The following is a 23289-nucleotide window of genomic DNA, read 5'->3' as shown; positions in this document are numbered from 1 at the left end:
CGGCTGGTGCCCGGCCGGGTGACCAGCGGGGAGGCCGGTGTCACCCGCTCGGGGAAATTCGCGGGCTCCGGTGCTCCGTAGACTGGGCCGAAGCACTCCTATCGAATGACGACGGGCGAGGTGGAGCGTGACGTTGCTGGAATCCGTGCACGGGCCGGCCGATCTCAAACGGATGGACCAGGGCGAGCTGACCAGGCTGGCCGACGAGCTCAGGGATTTCCTCGTCGACAAGGTGTGCACGAATGGTGGCCACCTTGGCCCGAACCTGGGCGTGGTCGAGCTCACTCTCGCCATCCACCGGGTGTTCGACTCCCCGCGGGACGCCGTGCTGTTCGACGTGGGGCATCAGTCCTACGTGCACAAGGCGGTCACCGGCCGCAGCGCGGAGTTCGCCGGGCTGCGCCAGCAGGGCGGGATCGCCGGGTACCCGGCCCGCGCCGAGAGCGAGCACGACCTGGTGGAGAACAGTCACGCCTCCACCGCCCTGTCCTATGCCGACGGTCTCGCCAAGGCCTTCCAGCTCGCCGGCGAGGACCGGCACGCCGTGGCGGTGGTCGGTGACGGCGCGCTCACCGGCGGCATGTGCTGGGAGGCGCTGAACAACATCGCGGCCGACCCGCACCGGCCGATCGTCATCGTGGTGAACGACAACGGGCGTTCCTACTCGCCGACCATCGGCGGTCTCGCCGAGCACCTGGCCGCGTTGCGGCTGCAGCCCGGCTACGAGCGGTTGCTGGACGGCGGTCGCGAACTGCTGCAGTCCACCCCGGTGGTGGGCAGGCCGCTGTACGCCGCGCTGCACGCGGCCAAGGCGGGCCTGAAGGACGCGCTGAGCCCGCAGCGGATGTTCTCCGACCTCGGGCTGAAGTACCTCGGCCCGGTGGACGGGCACGACCTCACGGCGCTGGAGAAGGCCCTGCACAACGCCAGGGCCTTCGGCGGCCCGGTGATCGTGCACGCGGTCACCGAGAAGGGCCACGGTTACCCGCCCGCGGTGAACCACGAGGCCGACCAGATGCACCAGACCGACCCGATCGACCGGTCCACCGGCAAGCCGCCGGCCAAGGGCACGAGCTGGACCTCGGTGTTCGGCAGCGAGCTGGCCAGGATCGGCGAGGAACGCCAGGACGTCGTGGCGATCACCGCCGCGATGCTGCGCTCCACCGGGCTGCACACCTTCGCCGAGGCCCATCCGGACCGCTGGTTCGACGTCGGCATCGCCGAGCAGCACGCGATGACCTCGGCGGCGGGGCTGGCGATGGGCGGGATGCACCCGGTGGTCGCGGTGTACTCCACCTTCCTCAACCGTGCCTTCGACCAGCTGCTGATGGACGTGGCACTGCACCGCCAGCCGGTGACCGTGGTGCTGGACCGGGCCGGTATCACCGGCCCGGACGGCCCCAGCCATCACGGCATGTGGACCTGTCCCTGCTCGGCATGGTCCCCGGCATCCGGGTGGCGGCACCGCGGGACGCGCAGACCCTGCGCGAGGAGCTGCGCGAGGCGGTGGCCATCGACGACGGGCCCAGCGTGCTGCGGTTCTCCAAGGGCGGGGTCGTGGAGTCGGTGCCCGCGCAGCGCCGGATCGGCCCGGTGGACGTGCTGCGTACCCCGGAGCCGGGCGGGCAGGACGTGCTGCTGGTCGCGGTCGGCGCGTTCGCCAGGCTCGGCCTCACCGCCGCCGACCGGCTCGCCGACCAGGGCATCGGGGTCACCGTGGTGGATCCCCGGTGGGTGCTCCCGGTGCCGGGGGAGCTGGTGGAACTGGCCCGGGAGCACCGGATGGTGGTCACCGTGGAGGACAGCGGGCGGCACGGTGGCTTCGGCTCCGCGCTGGCGACCGCGCTGCGGGACGCCGAATACGACATCCCGCTGCGCGATCTCGCCGTCCCGCAGGAGTTCCATCCGCACGGATCCCGGGACGAGGTGCTCGCCGCGGTCGGGCTGACCGCACAGGACGTGGCCCGCAAGGTAACCGGCTGGGCGGCCGAGGTGATCGGCGAGCCGCGGCCGGGCGCGGTCGCGCCGCCGCAGTTCCGCTCCGCGCACGACTAGCGTGTCGCCGTTCGGTGCCGCACTGACCGAGAGGCCGCTGCTGCTGGACGGCGGGCTCGCCACGGAGCTGGAGGCACGGGGACACGATCTCTCCGACGCGCTGTGGTCGGCCCGGCTGCTGGTGGACGCGCCGGAGGAGATCGTGGCCGCGCATGCCGCGTTCGTCCGGGCCGGCGCGGCCATCGTCATCACGGCCAGCTACCAGGCGGGGTTCGCCGGTTTCGCGGCCAGGGGTGTCGATCGGGTGGCGGCCGAGCGGCTGCTGGGCCGCAGTGTCGAGCTGGCAAGGCGAGCCGGGCCGCGGTGGGTCGCCGCCTCGCTCGGGCCGTATGGCGCGTTGCTCGCCGACGGCTCGGAGTACCGGGGCCGCTACGGGCTCAGCAGGCGGGAGCTGGTGGCCGTGCACCGGCCGCGGGCGGAGGCGCTGGCCGCGGCCGGGCCGGACGTGCTGGCGCTGGAGACGGTGCCGGATGTGGAGGAGGCCGCGGCGCTGCTCACCGCCGTGGCCGGGCTCGACACACCGGCCTGGCTCTCGTACACGATCTCCGGCGGCCGGACCCGTGCGGGGCAGCCGCTTGCCGAGGCCTTCGCGGTGGCTGCGGGCAACGACCAGGTCCTCGCGGTGGGAGTGAACTGCTGCGATCCGGCGGAGGTGGCGGAGGCGGTCACGGTGGCACGGGAGGTCACCGGCAAGCCGGTGATCGCCTACCCGAACAGCGGCGAGGGCTGGGACCCCGCCACCCGCCGCTGGACCGGCACCTCCCGGTTCACCCCGGCGGAGGCCTCCCGCTGGATCGCCGCGGGCGCCACGATCGTCGGCGGCTGCTGCCGCGTGCGTCCCGCAGACATCGCCGCCCTGAGCCCACGGCGGTGACCGAACCGGATGGAACCGTGGCCGGTGTCGCGCTGGGTGAGCCGGTGAGCCGCGCGGGTCACCCAGGTAGCTCTCAGGAATCTGTGGCACGGTGTTGACGTGCGGATTCTGGTAGTTGAGGACGAAGAGCCCCTCGCCGAGGCGATCGCGCGCGGCCTGCGCCGCGAGGGCATGGCCGTGGATATCGCGTTCACCGGCGACGAGGGGCATGAGAAGGCGGCGATCACCCGGTACGACGTCGTCCTGCTGGACCGCGACCTGCCCGGGATGTCCGGCGACGAGCTGTGCAAGGAGATCGTCGGTTCCGGCGAGCTGACCAGGGTGCTCATGCTGACCGCGAGCGGCGCCGTCGCCGACCGGGTGGAGGGCCTGTCCCTGGGGGCCGACGACTACCTCGCCAAACCGTTCGCCTTCCCGGAACTGGTCGCCAGGGTGCGTGCCCTCGGCAGGCGCGCCACCCCGGCGGCGCCGCCCCTGCTGACCGCGGGCGATGTCGAGCTGGATCCGGCGCGGCGTACCGTACGCAGGTCGAGTGGGCCGGTGGAGCTCACCCGCAAGGAGTTCGGCGTGCTCGAGGTGCTGCTTTCCGCGGGCGGTTCCGTGGTGAGCAGCGAGGAGCTGCTGGAGCGGGTGTGGGACGAGAACGCCGATCCGTTCACCACGACGGTGCGAGTGACGGTGATGACATTGCGGAAGAAGCTGGGTGAGCCGGGGATCATCGAGACGGTGGTCGGCTCCGGGTACCGCGTGCCCGACGCCGGCCAGCGGTGACCGGTGAGCGGTGCTGCCGGCCTGCTGCCGGCACGCAGCCTGCGTGCCCGGATCACCCTGCTGGCCACCCTGCTGGCGGCGGGTGTCAGCCTCATCCTGCTGTGGCTGACCTGGACCCTGGTCGGGGACGCGGTCGCCGAGGTACCGCAGATGCCGCCGGGCACCACCGTCCGGGTCGACGGGGTCGTCGTGGAGGCCGCCACGCTGGCGGAGCACCTGCGCGACCAGGCGCGGCAACGGGTCCTGGTGGCGGGTGCGGTGGCGTTCTGCTGCGTGGTCGCGGCCACCGGCATCCTGGCCTGGACGCTCACCTCGCGGGTGCTGCTGCCGCTGCGCGAGATCACCACCACCGCCCGCAGGCTCTCCGGGGAGTCCATGGGCGAGCGGATCGGCACCCTGCGGAGCCGGGACGAGCTGGCCGAGCTTGCCGAGACCTTCGACGCCATGCTGGACCGGTTGCAGGCCGCCTTCGACGGGCAGCGCCATTTCGTCGCCAACGCCAGCCATGAGCTGCGCACCCCGTTGTCGGTGATCCGTACCGAGCTGGACGTGACGCTCGCCGATGAGCAGGCCGACGAGGCCGAGCTGCGCCGGATGGCCGAGGTGGTGCGGCACGCCACCGAGCGGGCGGAGAACCTGGTGAACTCGCTGCTGCTGCTGGCGCGCACCGACGGGGCCGGGCTCGCCTCCACCGAGCCGGTGGACCTCGCCGCCGTGGTGGACAGCGCCTGGCGGGCGGTGCGGGCCGAGGCGCGGCAGCGCGAGCTGCGGGTGGAGCTGAACACGGTGTCCGCGCCGGTGGCTGGGGACCCGGCCCTGCTGGAGCGGGTGGCAGGCAACCTGCTGGAGAACGCCGTGCGGCACAACCTGGACGGGGGCTGGATCGAGGTCAGCACCCAGCCGGGCGCGCAGTGGTCGATGTTGTGGGTGCGTTCCTCCGGGGCGCTGGTCGACCCGGCGACGGTGACCGAGTTGTTCGAACCGTTCCGCCGGGCCGGGGTGGCGCGCACCGCGCGCTCCGGTGCCGGGCTCGGGCTGTCCATCGTGCGTGCCGCGGTACAGGCGCACGGTGGCACGCTGTCCGCGGAACCGGTGGTGGGCGGCGGTCTCGCGGTCAGCGTGTACCTGCCCGCTGTGCCCGGCTGACGCGGGCGGGTTACCGTGCGGGCATGACCTCCACTGTCGCCCTGTCCGAGGACGTCCACCTGCCGCGGATCGGTTTCGGGGTCTACAAGATCCCGGACGAGGAGGTGACCGGGCCGTGCGCACGGCGATCGAGGCCGGTTACCGCAGCATCGACACCGCGACGCTGTACCGCAACGAGCGTGGTGTCGGCAGGGCCGTGCGGGAGTGCGGGCTGCCGCGCGAGGAGCTGTTCGTCACCACCAAGCTGTGGAACACCGACCACGGCTACGAATCCGCGTTGCGGGCTTTCGACATCAGCCTCGCCGAACTCGGCCTGGACTACGTCGACCTGTATCTGATCCACTGGCCGCAGCCGAAGCAGGACCGTTATGTGGAGACCTGGCGGGCACTGCAGAAACTGCGGGCGGACGGCAGGGTACGGGCGATCGGCGTGTCGAACTTCGCCGAGCAGCACCTGCGCAGGTTGCTGGAGGAGACCGGGGTGGCGCCCGCGGTGAACCAGATCGAGGCGCACCCGCATCTGCAGCAGGCTGCGCTGCGGGCTTTCCACGAGCGCAACGAGATCGTCACCGAGGCCTGGCGGCCGCTTGGCCGCGGCCAGGACCTGTTCGACACCACGGTGGTGCGGACCGTGGCGGAGAAACACGGCAAGACACCGGCACAGGTGGTGTTGCGCTGGCACCTCGAGATGGGGCACGTGGCGATCCCGAAATCGGTCACCCCGGAGCGGATCGCGGAGAACATCGACGTGTTCGACTTCGAGCTGGACGCTCAGGACGTCGCGGGCTTCGCCACGCTGGAGGCAGGCACCCGGCTCGGCCCCGACCCGGAGGCGTAGCGGCCGCCCGCGCGGTAGGCGGTCGGGCTGGTGCCGCGGACCCGTTTGAAGGCGGTGCTGAACGCGAACCCGTCGGCGTAGCCGACCCTGGAGGCCACGGTGGCCACCGTGCTGCCCGGTTCGGTGAGCAGGTCCGCGGCCAGCGTCATCCGCCAGCCGGTGAGATAGGCCAGCGGTGGCTCGCCGACCATGGCGGTGAACCGCCTGGCGAACGCGGCCCTGGACGCACCGGCGGCCCTGGCCAGCCCGGCGACCGTCCACGGGCGGGCCGGTTCGTCGTGGATCGCCCGTAGCGCGGTCCCCACCACCGGGTCGGCCAGCGCGCGGTACCAGGCGGGCGGGTCGGCCTCGGGCCTGGCGAACCAGTCCCGCAACGTGCACACCAGCAGCAGGTCGAGCAGCCGGTCCAGGACCAGCTGCTGGCCAGGCCGTTCCCGCTCCAGCTCCACCTTGATCAGGTCGAACTCGGGGCAGGGCTGCCCGTCCGCGCGAACCACGGCCACCGGCGGCAGTGCGCACAGCAGCCGATCACATGGCTCGCCCCGCGCCTGGTAGGCACCGATGAGCAGGGCGGCGGTGCCGGTCCTGGCCGCACCCCACGTCCGGGGGCCGAGCCGGGTGGTCTCGGCGAGGTTCGTCCCGTCGGCCGTGCTCAGGCACAGCTCGCTGCCGTGGATCACGATCTGGGGCTCGGTGCCGGGCTCGTCGGCCACGACGAACGGGTCGGGGCCGCGGACGATGGCGACGTCGCCGCATTCCAGCCGGATGGGTTCGCCAGCGGCCGGCAGCAGCCAGCCGCTGCCCTCCAGCAGCGTGCACACGGTGAGGGCGGCGTCGTGGGCGAACCGGTGCGACCAGGGTGCGGTCAGGATCGACTGGCCGAACATCGCACCGTCGGCGCGGAACCCGCGGACGAGGTCGGTGAAGACATCCACGTCACCAGCGTAGACGAACGCACATGCGATCGGGCGTCTGAATCATGGATCGTCTCACGCTGCCGGGGTTGACTGGGGACATGACTGAGAAACCAATTCTTGTCCTCGGCGGTACCGGCAAGATCGGCCGCCGGGTGGCTGCCCGGTTGCGGGCCGCCGGCCACCCGGTGCGCGTGGCCTCCCGTTCCGGCGAGGTCCGGTTCGACTGGACCGACGAGTCCACCTGGGACGCTGCGCTGGACGGTGTGGGTCCCGTCTTCGTCGCATTGCCCGAGGAGGGCGGCGACGCGGCCCCGTTCGTGGCGCACGCGGCCGGGCGCGGGGTCACGTGTTTCGTCGCCCTTTCCGGCAGGGGTGTCGAGGAGATCGGCGAGCCGAGCATGCTGGGACTCGAGCGGGCGGTGCGGGAGTCCGGTGTGGACTGGACGATCGTGCGGGCGGGGTGGTTCCACCAGAACTTCGACGAGGGCATGCTCGCCGATGGCGTCCGGAACGGCGCGCTGGAGGTGCCGGTGGGGGATGGCCTGGAGCCGTTCGTGGATGCCGAGGACATCGCCGAGGTGGTGGCCACGGTCCTGGCCACCGAGGGGCACGTGGGGCGGACCTACGAGCTGTCCGGTCCGAGGGCGCTGTCGTTCGCCGAGGTCGCGGAGATCCTGTCCGGGGCGACAGGGCGGCGGATCGAGTTCCGCGACGTGCCCGCGGAGAAGTACGTGGCCGGCCTGGTAGCCGAGGGTGTTCCGGAGGACGTGGCGAAGATGCTCGCCGAGGTGTTCGCGTTCATCCGGTACGGGCACAGCGAGCCACTCGCCGACGGCGTCCAGCGGGTGCTGGGCCGGGCGCCACGCAGCTTCGAAGACTACGCGAAGGCCGTCATATGGTGATCGTATAACGACATATACCGCACCGCTCTGCCGCCTGCGTGAGTGGCCCGTTCCCTGCATTTTTCGCAGCGAACGGGCCACTCACAGCACTGAGTCAGCTGGGGACGGAGGCGACGCCGGGTGCGAGGAAGGGCTTGCCGTTGACCTGCTCGGACACCCCGCTACGGTCCAGGTACGGGGTGATGCCGCCGAGCCAGAACGGCCAGCCGGCGCCGAGAATCAGGCACAGGTCGATGTCCTGCGCCTGCGCCACCACGCCCTCGTCCAGCATGATGCGCACCTCCTGCGCCAGCGCGGTCAGCGCACGCTGGCGCACCTGCTCCGCGGTCAGCGGGTTGCCGCCCTGCTGCCACAGTTGCGCGACCTCGGGATCCACCGAGGCGTTGCCCTGGTTGTCCCAGGACCACACCGAGGACTTGCCCGCGTCCACGAACCGCTTGAGGTTCTCGCTGACCCCGAACCGGTCCGGGAAGGCCGCGTGCATGGTCTCCGCGACGTGCAGCGCCACCGGAGGGCCGACCAGCTGCAGCAGGGTCATCGGCGTCATCGGCAGCCCGAGCGGGTCCAGCGCGCTGTCGGCGACCTCGAACGGGGTGCCCTCGTCCACCGCGGCCAGCACCTCGCCGAGGAACCGGGTGAGCAGCCGGTTCACCACGAACGCGGGCGCGTCCTTCACCAGCACGCTGGACTTCTTCAGTTGCTTGCCGACCGCGAAGGCCGTGGCCAGCGTCGCGTCGTCGGTGCGCTCGCCGCGCACGATCTCCAGCAGCGGCAGCACCGCGACCGGGTTGAAGAAGTGGAACCCGACCACCCGTTCGGGGTGCTCCAGCTTCGCGGCCATCTCGGTGATGGACAGCGAGGAGGTGTTGGTCGCCAGGATCGCCTCGGCGCCGACGTGCTGCTCCACCTCGGCGAACACCTGCCGCTTCACGCCGAGCTCCTCGAACACCGCCTCGATCACGAAGTCGGCGTCGGCGAATGCCTCCTTGGAAAGCGATCCGCTGACCAGGGCCTTCAGCCGGTTCGCCTCGTCACCCGCGATCCGCTGCTTGCTCAGCAGCTTGTCGATCTCGTCGTGCACATAGGACACGCCCTTGTCGATGCGCTCCTGGTCGATATCGGTGAGCACCACCGGAACCTTCAGCCTGCGCACGAACAGCAGGGCCAGCTGGCTGGCCATCAGCCCGGCGCCGACGATGCCGACCTTGTTCACCGGGCGGGCCAGCGACTTGTCCGGGGCGCCTGCCGGCTTCTTGGCCCGCTTGTTCACCAGGTTGAACGAGTACAGGCCCGCGCGCAGGGTGTCGGTCATCAGGATCTCGGCCAGCGCGTCGGTCTCCGCCGCGTACCCGCGGTCGAGATCGTTCTCCCGCGCCAGCTCCAGCAGCTCGACCGCCTTGGTCGCACCGGGGGATGCGCCCTTGGTCTTACCGTCCACAATGGACTTCGCGCGGGTGATCGCGTCGTCCCATGCCTGCCCGCGGTCGATCTCCTTGCGCTGCGGGGAGATCTCGCCGCGCACCACCTTGGCCAGCCACAGCAGCGACTGCTCGAGGTAGTCGGCGCTGGAGAACATCTCGTCCACGATGCCGAGCTCGGCGGCCTGCGCGGGCTTGAGCATCTTGTTCTGGTTCAGCGCGTTCTCGATGATCACGGTGACAGCCGCGTCCGGGCCGATCAGGTTCGGCAGCAGTTGCGTGCCGCCCCAGCCGGGGAACAGCCCGAGGAACACCTCGGGCAGCGCGATGGCCGCGGTGTTGTCCGACAGCGTCCGGTAGTGGCAGGACAGGGCGAGCTCCAGCCCGCCGCCCATCACCGCGCCGTTCACGAAGCCGAAGGTCGGGATGTCCGACTCGGTCAGCCTGCGGAACACGTCGTGCCCGGTCTGCGCGATCTGCCGGGCCAGTTCCGGCTGGGAGATCTCCTCCACGCCGGAAAGGTCCGCGCCCACGGCGAACACGAACGGCTTGCCGGTCACCGCGATGGCGGCGGGCTCGGCGGCGAACGCCTCGTCCAGCGCGGCGTTCAGGCTGAGCAGCCCCTGCGGCCCGAAGGTGGAGGGGCGGTTGTGGTCCAGCCCGTTGTCCAGGGTGATCAGCGCGACCTGCTTGTCCAGGCCGGGTACCGACACCAGCCGGGTCATCGCCTTGGTCACGACCTCGTCCGGGAAGGCTTCCTTGGCCTGCGCTGCGGAAATCGTCATCACTTGCCTCCCTGGAAAGCCGGGTTCTCCCAGATCACCGTGCCGCCCATGCCGATACCGATGCACATCGTGGTCATGCCGTAGCGCACGTCCGGACGCTCGGCGAACTGCCGGGACAGCTGGGTCATCAGCCGCACCCCGGAGGAGGCGAGCGGGTGGCCGCAGGCGATCGCCCCGCCCCACGGGTTGACCCGCTGGTCGTCCTCGGCGATGCCGAAGTGGTCGAGGAAGGCGAGTACCTGCACAGCGAACGCCTCGTTGATCTCGAACAGGCCGATGTCCGAAATAGACAGACCGGTACGGGCGAGTGCCTTCTCGGTCGCCGGGACCGGGCCGAGGCCCATCACCTCCGGCTCCACCCCGGCGAAGGCGTAGCCGACCAGCCGCATGCCGACCGGAAGGCCGAGCTCCCGCGCGGTGTCCTCGTCGGCGAGGATCGCGCCGGTCGCGCCGTCGTTCAGCCCGGCCGCGTTGCCCGCGGTGATCCGGCCGTGCGGCCGGAACGGGGTCTTCAGCCCGGCCAGCTGCTCGATCGTGGTGCCCGGCCGCGGCGGCTCGTCCTCGGTGACCAGGCCCCAGCCGAGCTCGGCCGAGCGGGTCGCCACCGGCACCAGCTCCGGCCCGATCTTCCCCTCCTTCACGGCGTCGGCGTAGCGCTCCTGGCTGCGCGCCGCGTAGGCGTCGGTGCGCTGCTTGGTGATACCGGGGTAGCGGTCGTGCACGTTCTCCGCGGTCTGGCCCATCACCAGCGCGGTGGGGTCGACCAGCTTGTCGGCCACGATCCGCGGGTTCGGGTCGACGCCCTCACCCATCGGGTGCCTGCCCATATGCTCCACCCCGCCTGCCAGCACGAGGTCGTAGGCGCCGAAGCCGATGCCGCTGGCGGTGGTGGTGACGGCGGTCATCGCGCCGGCGCACATCCGGTCCAGCGCGAAGCCGGGCACCGACTTCGGCAACCCGGCCAGCAGCGCCGCGGTACGCCCGATGGTGAGGCCCTGGTCGCCGGTCTGGGTGGTCGCCGCGATGGCGACATCGTCGATGCGCTCGGCCGGCAGCTCCGGGTGCCTGCGCAGCAGCTCCCGGATCACCTTGACGACCAGGTCGTCGGCCCGGGTCTCGGCATACACGCCCTTGTCGCCTGCCTTGCCGAACGGGGTGCGCACCCCGTCGACGAAGGCCACGTTGCGCACCGCGCGCGCGGTCGGCGCCTGCGGTGATGCGGGTGCGGCCACGAATGCTCCTCACGTGGATTGTTCGGGAAACGGGTAACTCGGATAACCGCACGATAGCCCTCGTTACTGCTCGGTAACCAGGGGTGTGGTCCTGTCGAGTGGCTCACAAAGCGCCGGAAAGTGGCTTTCCGGACGTTCAGCGTCGCGAACGGCACATCCGGGACGTCTGACGTCGCGAACGCCACGTTCACGGTCCTCCGCCGAGGGAGGGGCTCAAGCGGTGGTCTGCAGCGCCTTGTGCAGGGCCTCGGTGGTCAGCGAGACCTGCCAGGGCCGGGCCCCGCCGGCCCGCAGCACCTCGGCGAGGCCCTCGACCGTGCCGTCCTCCGGCGGCTGCCAGCAGGTGCGCCGGAGCAGATCGGGCAGCAGCAGGTTCTCCACCGGCAGCCCGTGGTACTCGGCGATCTCGGTGAGGGCGGCCCTGGCCGCGGACAGCCGAGCGGCGGCGTCCGGGTCCTTGTCCGCCCACCGGTTGGCCGGTGGCGGGCCGTCACCGGCCGGGTTGGCCGCGGGCAGTTCGGCGGCGGGCAGCACCCGCGCGGCCTGCAGTGGCCGCAGCCAGTTGTTGGTGTACCTGCGCTGCACCCGCCCGCCGAAGACCGGCAGCGCCTGCAGGTCGGCACTGGTGCGCGGGTCGGCAAGCACGGCGTTGATGATCGCGCTGTCCGGCAGGACGCGGCTGGGCGCGCGGTCTCGCTTGCGGGCGAGCTCGTCCCGCGCCTCCCAGAGGGCGCGCACGGCTGCGAGGCCACGCGGGGAGCGGATCTTGTGGATACCGGAGGTACGCCGCCACGGCTCGGCCCGCGGCGCGGGCGGCTCAGCGGTGCGCACCGCCTCGAACTCCTGCCGGGCCCACTCCAGCTTGCCCTGCGCGGACAGTTCGGCCTCGAGCTTCTCGCGCAGCGGCACGAGCAGTTCCACGTCGAGGGCGGCGTAGTTGAGCCAGGACGGGGGGAGTGGGCGCTTGGACCAGTCGGCCGCGCTGTGCCCCTTCTCCAGCCGGTAGCCCAGCAGCAGCTCCACCAGCGTGCCCAGCGCGACCCGTTCGTACCCGGCCAGCCTTCCCGCCAGCTCGGTGTCGAACAGGGCAGCGGGGTGCAGGCCGAGCTCGGCGAGGCAGGGCAGATCCTGCGAGGCCGCGTGTAGCACCCACTCGGTGTGGTTGAGCGTCTCCGCCAGCGGGTCGAGCCTGCCGGCGAGCGGGATCGGGTCGATGAGGAAAGTGCCGGCGCCCTCCCGGCGCAACTGGATCAGGTAGGCCTTGGGCCAGTAGCGATATCCGGAGGCTCGCTCGGTGTCCACCGCGAGCGCCCCGGTACCGGCGGCCAGCCGCGCGCACGCACGCTCCAGCGCCCCCTGGTCGGCGACGACCCCCGGGACGCCCTCGGCCGGTTCCGTCAGCGGGATAGGCGCAGACTCTTCCGGCGCATCGAGGCCAGAATCAACGTCGTCCACGGGTAAGGACCCTACGGGACGGGCTTACCGCGCCTGGTGCGCCCGTCCCGCAGGGTGATCCTCAGGTCAGCGGATGACCCCGGCACGCATGGCCAAGGCGACCATCTGTGCCCGGTCTCCGGTACCGAGCTTGCGCCCGATCCGCGAGAGGTGAGACTTCACCGTCAGCGCGGACAGGCTGAGCTCCTCCCCGATTTCCTTGTTCGACTGGCCGTCTGCGACCAGTTGCAGCACCTCCACCTCGCGGGCGGAGAGTTCCCGCGGGGTGTTGTCGGTGCCCGCGACCCTGGTACCGGTCGCCAGCACCGGTGCCACGCTCGGATCGGCGTACACGCCGCCCTCGAGCACCCTGCGCACGCCGTCGGTGACCACCACCGGCGACGCGGACTTGAGCAGGTATGCCTGAGCACCGGCCTGGAACGCCGAACGTACCGCGTACGGGTCGTCGGAGGACGCGAGTACCACGACCCGAGGCCAGCCATTGCTACGGAGCTCCGTAACCAGCTCTATGCCACTGCCATCGGGCAGGCCGAGATCGAGGATGGCCAGGTCGCACGGCCCGGTGGCCGTTGCCCTTGCCCTCGCCTCGGCCACCGTGGCGGCCTCGTGAACGGTACCCGCACCCATCTGTGCGAGCCTGGCGGCTATTGCCTCCCTGAGCAGCGGGTGGTCATCGACCACCAGCACGGAAAACAGCTCTTCCCGCGGATGCGGAACCATGTTCGCCGGCAAGGCGCCGGCTGGTGTGGATCGGACGGCCTGAGATAAGCCGACGGCAGCCACGTCACTACCTCCCTGGAGTCGGTCGTGCCCCCCCGACCGGCACCGGGACTTTCGGCCGATCAGCCGCGCCAGCTTTAGACCGAAAGTGGTGTCGTCGGAAGCACTCTAGCCGCCCGAGTGGGTCAGTGGGGGGTTCGAATGGGTATGTATCCCGATCGGGTAGTTACTCGCGGAGGTCGCTGTCGCACGATCGGGCTACAACACCGCCAGTGGCTAACGCATCGCGTGGCGCATCCGATTCAACAGAGATACTACCGCTATCCGGCTCGTGCAGATGGTCCGTGCAATCGCCGCATGCGGCGGATTCCGGGAGCCGGCGCGGGGCCGGGGCATGCGCCGCCGACAGCGCCATGACCTCAGTCGAAGCCCGTATGGCCCGGTTCATCCGGGATGCGCCGCGGTGCCCACATCCATCGCGGCCGGCGCCGCGTATCGATACAGACCGCCGTCGGCGGTTGTCATCAAATCGTTACCCAGGGCGACCGCGTGTCGCGCCGTCGAGGGCCTTGTCCGATCCGTGCCGATCCGCCCGCGCGGGCGGTGTTCCCGCATAAGTATGCGGGTTCCTGGCTGGTAGTTCGCAGCGGTTCCGGTCAGGAACTCTGACGCTGCCCGAAGAGGGTCACTCCGGTCGGTGGCAGCCCGACCACGCTGGAGAGCAGCTGGCAGAAGGCGTCCCCGTGCGGTCGCAGTTCCGCGTCCACCGGGGTCCAGGACGCCCGCACCTCGAGGTCGTCGGTGCGCGAGGGTCCCGCGATATCGCCGAACCGGGCCGAGGAGGTCTCGGTGACCGTCCCGCCCAGCGCCGTCCAGGATGCGCCCGAGTGCTCCAGGGCGTCGGTGAGCCAGGACCAGCTCACCCCCGGCAGGAAGGGGTCGGTGGCCAGTTCCCGGTCCAGCTCGGCCCGCACGTACACGACCAGCCGCAGAACCCCGTTCCATGCCTCCTGGCCCTCCGGGTCGTGCAGCAGCACCAACCGGCCGGTGGCCAGTACCTCGGCGGGCCCGGTGGCCTCCCCGCTGAGGGCGTAGGACCATGGGGCCAGCCGCTGCGGCGGCCGGATCGCTTCGAGACGCACCTCGGGCCGGGGCTGCACGGATTGCAGTGCCGCGACGGCCTCACGGAAGAGTTCGGGCGCGTGCGTCTTGGCGGTCACGGCCCGACTGTAAGGCGGGAACGGCCGGCCGTGGGCGCAGGCGCGCCGAGGGAAAGCGCCAGATCGGCTCGTGGCACGATAACAATGATGTCTCCCTCCGTTCACACATCTTCCCCCTCGGCGGTGACCCCGGCCCGCCGGGAGCTCGCCGAGGCGCCGTTTCTTGTGGCCGCGCGCGGCGGCCGCCCCGCGCGCCTCCCGGTGTGGTTCATGCGCCAGGCCGGGCGGTCCCTGCCCGAGTACCGCGCGCTGCGCGAGGGCATCCCGATGCTGCGGGCCTGTTTCGATCCCGAGTTGCTCACCGAGATCACCCTGCAGCCGGTGCGCAGGCACGGGGTGGACGCCGCGATCCTGTTCAGTGACATCGTGGTGCCGCTGTACGCGGCCGGGGTGGACATCGAGATCGTGCCGGGCACCGGTCCGGTGGTGGCGGAGCCGGTCCGCTCTGCTGCCGCCGTCGCCGCCCTGCCGCGGCTGGAGCCCGAGCAGGTGGCGCCGGTGGCCGAGGGGGTGCGGCGGCTGGTGGGCGAGCTCGGCTCGACCCCGCTGATCGGTTTCGCCGGTGCCCCGTTCACCCTTGCCTCCTACCTGATCGAGGGCGGGCCCAGCCGCAACCACGAGCACACCAAGTCGCTGATGCACGCCGAGCCGGAGCTGTGGCACACCCTGGCCGACCGGCTGGCCGAGGTGACGCTGACCTTCCTGCGCGCGCAGCTGGCCGCCGGGGTGGACGCGGTACAGCTGTTCGACTCCTGGGCCGGGGCGCTGTCCGAGCGGGACTACCGGCGGTTCGTGCTGCCGCATTCGGCCAAGGTGCTGGACGGGATCGCCGAGGCCGGGGTGCCGCGGATCCACTTCGGCGTCGGCACCGGGGAGCTGCTGACCGCGATGCGGGACGCCGGGGCCGATGTGGTCGGCGTGGACTGGCGGGTTCCGCTGGACGCCGCGGTGCGGAGGCTGGGCACCGATCGTCCCGCCGTGGTGCAGGGCAACCTCGATCCCGCCGTGCTGCTCGGTTCCTGGACCGCCGTGGAGTCCGAGGTGCGCCGGATCGCCACCGAGGGGCTGGCCGCCGACGGTCACGTGTTCAACCTCGGCCACGGCGTGCTGCCGCAGACCGATCCGGAGGTGCTTACCAGGGTCGTCGAGCTGGTGCATTCGCTGTGAGTGTGCGCGTCGCCGTCGTCGGCGGCGGGATCTCCGGGCTGGCGGCCGCCTACCGGCTGCGCGAGCTGCTCGGCCCGGGGGCCGAGCTCACTCTCTGCGAGTCGACCGAGGTGCTCGGCGGCAAGATCCGTACCGAGCGGCTCGCGGGCAGGCCCTTCGACGTCGGGGCGGAGGCCTTCCTCGCACGGCGGCCCGAGGCGATGCGGCTGGCCGAGGAGGTCGGCCTCGGGACCGAGTTGGTGCATCCCACCGGCGCGCGGGCCACGATCCGGGCCGGTGGCCATACCCACCGGCTGCCACCCGGCACCCTGATGGGTCTTCCCTGCGATCCAGCCGCGGTCGCGGGCCTGCTGTCGGAGGAGGGCAGGCGTGCCGTGGCTGCCGAGCCGCGGCTGCCGCCGCCCGTCCTGCCCGCGGGCGATGTCCCGCTGGGGCCGCTGCTGCGCGAGCGGTTCGGCGACGAACTGGTGGACACGCTGGTGGACCCCCTGCTGGGCGGGGTCTACGCGGGTGGCTCCGATGGGCTCGGCCTGCGCGCCACGTTGCCCGGGCTGGCCGCCGCCGTGGACTCCGGCGCCGCTTCGCTGACCGCGGCTGTGGCCGCCCAGCTGCCAGCCGCCCCGAGTCCGGCGCCGGTCTTTGCCACCCTGACCGGTGGGCTCGGCGCACTGGTCCAGCGGCTGGCGGAGCGGTCGGGCGCGCGGCTGCGGCTCGGCCTTCCGGTGCGTGCGCTCACGCGGCTGTCCGGCGGTGGCTGGCGGCTCGCCTTCGGCGCCGCGGCGCAGGAGCACGCGCCCGAGCAGGCGGAGCTGGAGGTGGACGCGGTGCTGCTGGCGGTGCCTGCCCCGGCGGCGAGCAAGCTGCTTTCCGCCGCGGCTCCGCTGGCGGCCACCGCGCTCGCCGAGGTGGAGCTGGCGTCCATGGCGGTGGTCTCCCTCGCGCTCCCGCCCGCAACCGTGCTGCCCGATGCCTCCGGCGTGCTGATCGGGGTGACCGAGCGGCGCCGGGACGGGGAACCGTTCACCGCCAAGGCGTTCACTTTCTCCGCCCGCAAGTGGGCGCATCACAGGGACGGGGATGCGGTGCTGGTGCGCGGCTCGGCCGGCCGCTTCGGCGAGAACGGCACGCTGCGGGTCACCGACGCCGAGCTGGTGCGGCGGGTCCGGGCCGATCTGGCCGAGCTCACCGGGATCGGCGCCGAACCGCTGCGCACTTTGGTGACCCGGTGGGGCGGTGGGCTGCCGCAGTACGACGCGGGGCACCTCGGCCGGGTCGCCCGCATCGAGCGCGCGGTGGCCGAGGTACCCGCGTTGGAACTCGCCGGGGCCAGCCTGCACGGCGTCGGCATCCCGGCGTGTGTCGCCACCGCCGATGCCGCCGCCCGCAGGCTGGCCCGCAGTCAGCGGAGCTTGTAGGCGTTGATGATGGTGTGTTCCACGGTGTTGCCGTTGCCGTCGGTGGCCTTGGCCCGCAGGGACACGGTGTCCGCGCCGGCGGGGTGCTGCACCACGAGCTGGGAGTTGCCGAGCACCCCGGCGGGCCGCCAGGTCTGGCCGCCGTCGTAGGACACCTCGGCGCTCAGCCGGTGCGGCACCTTGGTGACCGGGCTGCCCTGCTCCTGCACCGCCACCGGGAACACGAACGTCCGGCCGCCCGGGGCGGAGTTCGCGTCGTCGAGGTCGGGGAAGAAGCGGATCGTGGACACCGGCAGCCTGCTCGGCCGGTCCGTGGTGTCCGAGTCGAAGGTCCATGCCGCGGACACCCGGGTGCTCAGCTCAGCGTTGCTGCGGGTGGCCTCCGCGGTGAGCCGGAACCCTGCCGTGCCGGGCTCGACCTCGAACACGCCCCGTTCGGGCTCGACCTCCTCGCCGTCGCGGTACAGCCGCAGCGAGTAGCTGTCCGTCGCGGAGTACCCCGCGTTGCCCGCGGCGTCCCCGAACAGCGGCACCTGCGCGGTGATCCGGTCGCCGTCCCTGATCACCCAGGAGTACGGGAACCTGCTCTCGGGCATGACCGGCCCGAACACCGCCCGGTTGACGGACTCGGTGTACTCGCGACCCGCCTGGTAGGAGCGCGGCGGTGACTCGAAGCGGGAGTGCAGCCTGCGGGACTCGGCGTCCTCGAGGAACAGGGTCCGGTTCCAGTCCACGCCCTCGGCGGTGAAGTGCGCGATCCGTGGCCCGGACTCCGGTATCTCGATCAGCGTGCCCCAGGCACCTCCGGGCTGCAGGTGTGGCGATGGGGTGGCCCCCGCGACGCCCCTGAGCCCGTCCGGTATCGGCCCGTAGCTGGTGCGGACGGTGGCCAGGTCCTCCGGCCGCACCTGCTTGGTGAGGCCGGTGGGCACCCGGCCGTACTCGTACCAGGCGAGGCCGTAGTACTCGCCAGCCGGTTCGGTGAGCCACTGGCTGCTCACCAGCGCCGTCAGCTCGGCGGGTGGCAACTGCGGTCCGAGATGCGCGGTGCCCAGCCGTTCGAGGCCCTCGCCGAGGGCGACGAACCCGGAGCCGAAGCTCGAGTCGTGCACCCTGCGGGTGTAGGACACCTCGGTGAGCAGCGGCCGGGCCGAGTCCTGCGGTGCCGCGATCTCCACCGGCTTCGTCCGCCGCGCGTCCAGGTCCACCGCGAGATCCCCGTCCACGGTGAGCTTGGGATAGGCGAGCAGGTCCGCGGTGGTGCCGGGTTCTCCGGACTGGACCGTGCCCTGCAGCAGGTACTCGCCCTTGGGCACGCGCAGGGTGACGCTGCCGTCCTCCGCGTAGGGGAACCGCAGCCGGTTGTCGGCGAAGCCGAACAGGAACGCGGAGAACTGCCCGGTGCGCGCGCCCTCGCGGTCGAAGGCGTTCAGCGTGAGGTCGTAGCTCTCCACCTCGCGGTTGATCGCCAGCGGGGTGCGCACCGTGGCCTCGCCCGCGGTCGCGACCAGGCTGCCGCTGTAGCTGCCATCCAGCGCGGCCGCGCGGGTGTCGCCGGTGACGGTCACCCCCGCCGTGCCCCCGGCGGGCACGGTGACCTCGGTGGCCGAGAGGGTGAACAGGCCCTCGGGAGCAGGCTTGCCTGCCGGGCCGGTGGCCTCGACCTCCAGCCGCAGGGTGACCTCCTCCGTACCCGAGTTGGCGAAGGTGACCTCCTTGCCGACCGGGGTGTCGTCATCATGCGGCCAGCGCTGGACGCCGAGATTGACCCCGGCGGGTTGCGCGGTGACGGTCTGGGTGAGCGCGGCGGCCGAGTCGACCCGCCCCGCGCCCTGGGCGAACACGCTCGCTCCCTCGGTGGGCGTGGCCGAGGCCATCAGCAGCCTTTTCAGCTGCGCGCCGGAGAGGCCGGGATGCTGCTGGGCGAGCAGGGCCGCGGCCCCCGCGACATGCGGGGTGGCCATAGAGGTCCCGGACAGCGCGGTGTAGCCGTCCTCGACCGGTTCCCCGATGGTGCCGTCGGAGTGCAGCGCCGCCACGATGCCGACGCCGGGCCCGGTGATGTCCGGTTTGATTCCGCCGTCGCCGAGCCGGGGTCCCCGGCTGGAGAAGGGCGCGATCTCGTCCTCGCGGTCCACGGCTCCGACGGTGAGCGCGGCGTCCGCGGTGCCCGGCGAGCCCACCGTGGTGGACGCGGGCCCCGAGTTGCCCGCGGCGATCACGAACAGGGTGCCGTGCTCGGCGGACAGCGAGTTCACCGCCTCCTCGAGTGGATCGATCTCGGCACTGTCTCCGCCGCCGAGGCTCAGGTTCGCGATGTCCGCGCCCTGCTCGGCGGCCCATTCCATACCCGCGATGATCCAGGACTCGCGGCCCGAGCCACTGTCGCCCAGCACCTTGCCGTCCAGGATGTCCGCCTCCGGAGCGACCCCGCGGTACGTGCCGCCGGACTTCGCGCCGGTGCCGGCCGCGATCGAGGCCACGTGGGTGCCGTGCCCGACGTGGTCGGCGCCGTCCTCGGCGTCGGTAAAGTTCCGTTCGGCGGTCTCCCGCTCGGCGAGGTCGGGATGGGTCTGGTCCACGCCGGTGTCCAGTACGGCGATGGTGGTGCCCGCCCCGGTGTAGCCTGCCTCCCAGGCCGCGGGGGCGCCGATCTGCGGCACGCTGCGGTCCAGGGCGGTGCTGCGCAGGCCGTCCAGCCAGACCCTGCGTACCCCGCCGTCGAAAGTGGTCATCGAGCCGGGTGCGCCGGTGATGCTGTCCCACAAGGCGGTCGCCGAGTCCTTCTCGGCCCGTACCGCGGCGCCGTCGATGCTGGGTAGCCGCCGGGTGATCCGCGTGCCCTCGGCTGCGCTCATCGTGCCCGCGGCCGCCGGGGCGTCGGCATAGGTCACCAGCAGGGGCAGGGAATCCCGCTCGGCGTCGGCGTAACCCGACCGCACCAGTGTGGTGACGTCGAACAGCCGCCGGTCGAGGACGCCGGTGCCGATGAGCGGTGCCGCGTCGGAGGGCACGACATAGGTGTGGCCATCGGCCGCGAAGGTGGTGAAGGTGATGTCCTCCCGGCCCGGCCCTGCCACCAGGTGCCCGGTGGGCTGCCCGGCTCGCATCAGTACCCGGTCACCGGTGATCAGGGTGACCGACTGCTGTTCCAGCTGTGCCTGGCTCGGCGCCTGTGCCCTGCCGCCCTCGGCGCCGGCGGGCTGCGCCATGCCGAGGACCAGTGCGGTGGTCGCGGCCAGCACCGCCGCGGCCGGTCTGCTGCGTCTCTTGCGAACTTGCACCAGGTACCTCCCCTGATCGGGTGCGAAAGTTTCGCGAACGTATCGGTATACACAATGGCGTCACAATCCGCCGAGTGAGTTACGGGGTCGGAAAATCCCCCACGTTCCGTGGTGTGGGCTGGTGCCCGGCCCGGACGCCGGAGTGGGACCATGGGGACATGGCGCGGTTGAACTACCAAGAGTTGAACGACACCATTCGCTACACCGCGTGGTCGGTGTTCCGGGTGGAGCAGGGGAAGCTGCCGGAGGACCGCGGTGCCTCCGCCAGGGAGACCGCCGAGTACCTGGACGCGCTGGAGGACAAGGGCGTGGCGGTGCGCGGGGTGTACGACCTCGCCGGCCTGCGCGCCGACGCGGACTACCTGATCTGGTGGCACGCCCCGGAGGTCGAGCAGGTGCAGGCCGCCTACAGCGGGTTCCGGCGCACCCCGCTCGGCCGGGTCTCGGTGCCGGTGTGGAGCCAGTTCGCGCTGCACCGGCCCGCGGAGTTCAACCGCAGCCACATCCCGGCCTTCCTGGCGGGGGAGGAACCGCGCAGGTACGTCTGCGTGTACCCCTTCGTGCGGTCCTACGAGTGGTACCTGCTGCCGGACGACGAGCGGCGCAAGATGCTGGCCGACCACGGCAAGGAGGCCCGTGACTATCCGGACGTGCGGGCGAACACCGTGGCCTCCTTCGCGCTCGGCGACTACGAGTGGATCCTCGCCTTCGAGGCCGACGAGCTGCACCGCATCGTCGACCTGATGCGGCACCTGCGCGGCACCGAGGCCCGTAGGCATGTGCGCGAGGAGATCCCGTTCTACACCGGAACCAGGGTGCCGCCCGAGGAACTGGTGCTGAACCTGCCTTAGGAGCTGGTTAGAAGATGGCTGCTCGAGGTGATGCGTGCGCGCTTTTCTTAAACGCTGCCTTAGCGGCTGCGGTTGCGCCGCCACCAGCGTGGCCTGCGCCGGGTCTCCAGCCAGGCCGCGAAGTTCTCCGCGTCCTGCCGTGCGCTGGTGCCCTCCGCGCGCGGATGTGCCGCGGCGTAGGCTTCGAACAGCGGCCGGTACCTCTCGCCGAGCCGTTCCGCCAGGTCCGGCCGCAGCGCTTCGGTGATGCGCCTGCGTTTGGCGCGCAGGGCCGCGGCCTCGGTGCGCAGGCGCTCGGCCGGGAAGCCGGGCGGTGGCCGCTCACCGGCCAGCAGCGCCCGCAGCAGCTGCGCCTGTTGCCGTGCCAGCCGTTGCCGCGCGGTCACCGGTGCTCCAGGACGGCCCGGATCGCGGCGAGCTCGGCGGCGAGCTCCGCGTCGGTGGGATAGTCGTCATCGCGTTCCAGCAGCGCACCCGGGGGTCGCACCCTGGCGCGCAGCTCACCCAGGAGCTCCAGCACCGGCACGGGAACCGGAGCGGCATGCGTGTCGTGGTACACGCCTTCGTGCTCGGAACCGCCCGCCACGTGCACGTACGCGATCCGCTCCAGCGGAAGCTCGTCCAGGAACCGGTGCGGATCGGAGCCCAGGTTGCGGGCGCCCGCGTACAGGTTCGCCACGTCCACGATCAGCAGGCAGCCGGTGCGCTCGGTCAGCTCCCGCAGGAAGGCGCCCTCGCTCAGTTCGGGGTCCGGCCATTCCAGCAGGGCCGCGATGTTCTCCAGGGCGAGCGGGACGCCGAGGATCGACTGCGCCAGCCGCACGTTCGCCACCAGTACGTCCAGTGCGTCCATGGTGCGCGGCAGCGGGAGCAGGTGCCCCGCGTCCAGCCCACCCGCGCGCACGAAGCAGACGTGGTCGCTGGCCAGCGGCGCTTCCAGTGCCTCGGCAACCGTGGCCAGGTGCTCCACCCTGCGGGTGTCCAGCGGTTCGGCCCCGCCGAGCGAGAGCGATACGGCATGCGGCAACACCGGGAGGCCGCGTGCGCGCAGCCGGACCAGCGACTCCGGCAGCCGGTCGGAGTGCAGGTTCTCGGCGATCACCTCCACCCAGTCCACCCCGGGCAGCCGCTCCACCGAGAGGTCGATCTCCGGGCGCCAGCCGATGCCGACCCCGAGCGGTGGCACGCCGGAGGATCCGGTCACCGGGCTCACCCGCCACCACCGCAGCCGCCCCCGCCCCCACCTCCTCCGCCGCCACCGCCGCCTCCTTCGCCCGCGCCGGTGTCCAAGCCGAACCCGCCCGGGTCGGTATGCGCCGGGATGGGGCCGCCGAACGAAGGTTGCGGCGTCCAGGTGACGGCTTCGGCGATCTCCTCGTCGGGGTAACCGATCAGGCCATCGACCACCACCGCGGCCGCGGCGGCGCCGACCGCGCCCTCGATCGGACCGACGGACCAGCGAGCGCCCGGTGTCGTGGGGGTCCGGGGGGTCAGGCGTGCCGTGGCACGGCCGGCCAGGCCTTCCCCTGCCGGAGTCGGGACGCCGGTCGCGCGGGGCCGGGCGAGGACGGCGCTGCCGACCATCAGTAGCCCGGTCACCACCAGCAGGACGATCAGCAGGTCCACCCGGGCGTCCACGCGGACGGCGGCGATCAGGCGCAGTACTCCGAGCGCCGCGAGAAGAACATAGCCCGCGCACAGGATCCGCAGCAGGCGGGTCCGCCACCAGGCGGCGGTGAGTAGTCCCCGTTCCTCCAGCTGGCGGCGGACGTCGTGTACGGCCGGTGCCCGTCGCACGGAGTGCACCAGCTTGCGCCTGCGGATGCGACGGTGGAGGGAGGCGACCGAGTACACCGCCCGCTCCACGGGATCGCCCGCCGGGACCGCGCCGGTCGGCTGGATGGCACCCTCGCTGTTGACCCGCAGGCTGCCGTGTTCCAGCAGGCTCGCGATCGCCGTGTCCACCACCCGTTCGGCGCCTCCGAGCAGGTAGGCGAGGTGGTAGATGCTCGGCAGCCGTTCCTGCTCCGTGGCGCGGCGCTCGGCCGCGCGCCTGCTCGCGGCCAGTAGCACCGCGACCGTGACGGCTGGCACGACCAGCAGGCAGCCGTACAGCAGCAGGAACGCCGGTCCGGAAACGCCCCATGGCTGGTCCATACCGCCTCCTCCCGCGGATAGCGCCAGGATCCCAGGGCCGTGCCGGGCCGGACGGCGGTTTCCGGTGGTCGATGAGAGACCG

At 72.0% G+C, this 23289-nt stretch carries 17 protein-coding genes and 2 pseudogenes; 9 read left to right on the top strand and 10 right to left on the bottom strand.

The window, feature by feature from the left end; all coding sequences use genetic code 11:
* Positions 1 to 127 precede the first annotated feature (127 nt).
* The 5 genes and pseudogenes from dxs (at position 128) to KOI47_RS19905 (ending at position 5684) form a co-directional block, all read left to right on the top strand.
* Positions 128 to 2055, top strand: a pseudogene (gene dxs / locus KOI47_RS19925) (1-deoxy-D-xylulose-5-phosphate synthase).
* 1 nt (position 2056) lies between these two features.
* Positions 2057 to 2929, top strand: a complete 873-nt coding sequence (gene mmuM / locus KOI47_RS19920; protein WP_216205621.1) for a homocysteine S-methyltransferase — start codon at positions 2057 to 2059, stop codon at positions 2927 to 2929.
* 99 nt (positions 2930 to 3028) lie between these two features.
* Positions 3029 to 3700: a response regulator transcription factor gene (locus KOI47_RS19915; RefSeq protein ID WP_216205618.1), complete on the top strand. Its 672-nt coding sequence runs from the start codon at positions 3029 to 3031 to the stop codon at positions 3698 to 3700.
* 3 nt (positions 3701 to 3703) lie between these two features.
* Positions 3704 to 4846: a sensor histidine kinase gene (locus KOI47_RS19910; protein WP_232376124.1), complete on the top strand. Its 1143-nt coding sequence runs from the start codon at positions 3704 to 3706 to the stop codon at positions 4844 to 4846.
* Between the two features lie 23 nt (positions 4847 to 4869).
* Positions 4870 to 5684: pseudogene (locus KOI47_RS19905) on the top strand (aldo/keto reductase).
* Here the strand turns inward: KOI47_RS19905 and KOI47_RS19900 are convergent.
* Positions 5618 to 6619, bottom strand: a complete 1002-nt coding sequence (locus KOI47_RS19900) for an AraC family transcriptional regulator (RefSeq protein WP_216205615.1) — start codon at positions 6617 to 6619, stop codon at positions 5618 to 5620. The pseudogene KOI47_RS19905 and the gene KOI47_RS19900 overlap by 67 nt on opposite strands.
* A gap of 80 nt (positions 6620 to 6699) precedes the next feature.
* On the opposite strand from KOI47_RS19900, the gene KOI47_RS19895 reads away from it, so the two are divergent.
* Positions 6700 to 7503 carry an NmrA family NAD(P)-binding protein gene (locus KOI47_RS19895; protein WP_216205614.1) on the top strand — a complete coding sequence of 268 codons (804 nt, stop codon included), beginning with the start codon at positions 6700 to 6702 and terminating at the stop codon, positions 7501 to 7503.
* 94 nt (positions 7504 to 7597) lie between these two features.
* Here KOI47_RS19895 and KOI47_RS19890 read toward each other — a convergent pair whose 3' ends face one another.
* The 5 genes from KOI47_RS19890 to KOI47_RS19870 form a co-directional block, all read right to left on the bottom strand.
* On the bottom strand, positions 7598 to 9706 hold the full coding sequence (locus tag KOI47_RS19890) for a 3-hydroxyacyl-CoA dehydrogenase NAD-binding domain-containing protein (RefSeq protein WP_216205611.1): 2109 nt from the start codon (positions 9704 to 9706) through the stop codon (positions 7598 to 7600).
* Positions 9706 to 10896: a thiolase family protein gene (locus KOI47_RS19885; RefSeq protein WP_216217411.1), complete on the bottom strand. Its 1191-nt coding sequence runs from the start codon at positions 10894 to 10896 to the stop codon at positions 9706 to 9708. Before KOI47_RS19885 ends, KOI47_RS19890 begins: the two co-directional genes overlap by 1 nt.
* Positions 10897 to 11151: 255 nt before the next feature.
* Complete coding sequence (locus KOI47_RS19880; protein ID WP_216205608.1) at positions 11152 to 12393, bottom strand: ribonuclease D; 1242 nt, start codon at positions 12391 to 12393, stop codon at positions 11152 to 11154.
* A 66-nt stretch (positions 12394 to 12459) separates the two neighbouring features.
* Positions 12460 to 13176: a response regulator gene (locus KOI47_RS19875; protein WP_141995906.1), complete on the bottom strand. Its 717-nt coding sequence runs from the start codon at positions 13174 to 13176 to the stop codon at positions 12460 to 12462.
* Between the two features lie 593 nt (positions 13177 to 13769).
* Positions 13770 to 14333, bottom strand: coding sequence for a DUF3000 domain-containing protein (locus tag KOI47_RS19870; RefSeq protein ID WP_216205605.1), 564 nt, complete (start codon positions 14331 to 14333; stop codon positions 13770 to 13772).
* An 87-nt stretch (positions 14334 to 14420) separates the two neighbouring features.
* On the opposite strand from KOI47_RS19870, the gene hemE reads away from it, so the two are divergent.
* A complete protein-coding gene (gene hemE / locus KOI47_RS19865) occupies positions 14421 to 15500 on the top strand; it encodes a uroporphyrinogen decarboxylase (RefSeq protein WP_216205602.1) in 1080 nt (359 codons plus the stop codon).
* A 2-nt stretch (positions 15501 to 15502) separates the two neighbouring features.
* Positions 15503 to 16915 carry a protoporphyrinogen oxidase gene (gene hemG / locus KOI47_RS19860; RefSeq protein ID WP_216205599.1) on the top strand — a complete coding sequence of 471 codons (1413 nt, stop codon included), beginning with the start codon at positions 15503 to 15505 and terminating at the stop codon, positions 16913 to 16915.
* Here the strand turns inward: hemG and KOI47_RS19855 are convergent.
* Complete coding sequence (locus tag KOI47_RS19855) at positions 16900 to 20199, bottom strand: S8 family peptidase (RefSeq protein ID WP_216205596.1); 3300 nt, start codon at positions 20197 to 20199, stop codon at positions 16900 to 16902. The genes hemG and KOI47_RS19855 overlap by 16 nt on opposite strands.
* A 158-nt stretch (positions 20200 to 20357) precedes the next feature.
* Between KOI47_RS19855 and hemQ the strand changes: the two genes are divergently transcribed.
* Positions 20358 to 21050, top strand: a complete 693-nt coding sequence (hemQ, locus tag KOI47_RS19850) for a hydrogen peroxide-dependent heme synthase (protein WP_216205594.1) — start codon at positions 20358 to 20360, stop codon at positions 21048 to 21050.
* 59 nt (positions 21051 to 21109) lie between these two features.
* Here the strand turns inward: hemQ and KOI47_RS19845 are convergent, their stop codons facing one another.
* From KOI47_RS19845 to KOI47_RS19835, 3 genes are read right to left on the bottom strand one after another with little or no spacing between them, the layout of a single operon-like run.
* Entirely contained in the window at positions 21110 to 21436 is a 327-nt protein-coding gene (locus KOI47_RS19845; protein ID WP_216205591.1) for a hypothetical protein, read from the bottom strand.
* Positions 21433 to 22254 (bottom strand): DUF692 domain-containing protein, encoded by an 822-nt coding sequence (locus KOI47_RS19840; protein WP_408629837.1) that lies wholly within the window; start codon positions 22252 to 22254, stop codon positions 21433 to 21435. The genes KOI47_RS19845 and KOI47_RS19840 overlap by 4 nt, the downstream gene beginning before the upstream one ends.
* A 5-nt stretch (positions 22255 to 22259) precedes the next feature.
* Positions 22260 to 23207 (bottom strand): TIGR04222 domain-containing membrane protein, encoded by a 948-nt coding sequence (locus KOI47_RS19835; RefSeq protein WP_216205588.1) that lies wholly within the window; start codon positions 23205 to 23207, stop codon positions 22260 to 22262.
* Between the last annotated feature and the right edge of the window lie 82 nt (positions 23208 to 23289).

It is taken from the genome of Amycolatopsis aidingensis (assembly GCF_018885265.1).
In the GTDB taxonomy this organism is placed as follows: Bacteria; Actinomycetota; Actinomycetes; order Mycobacteriales; family Pseudonocardiaceae; genus Amycolatopsis; species Amycolatopsis aidingensis.
The sequence above is the reverse complement of the archived record's forward strand: the minus strand, read 5'-3'. Positions and strand labels throughout refer to the sequence as shown.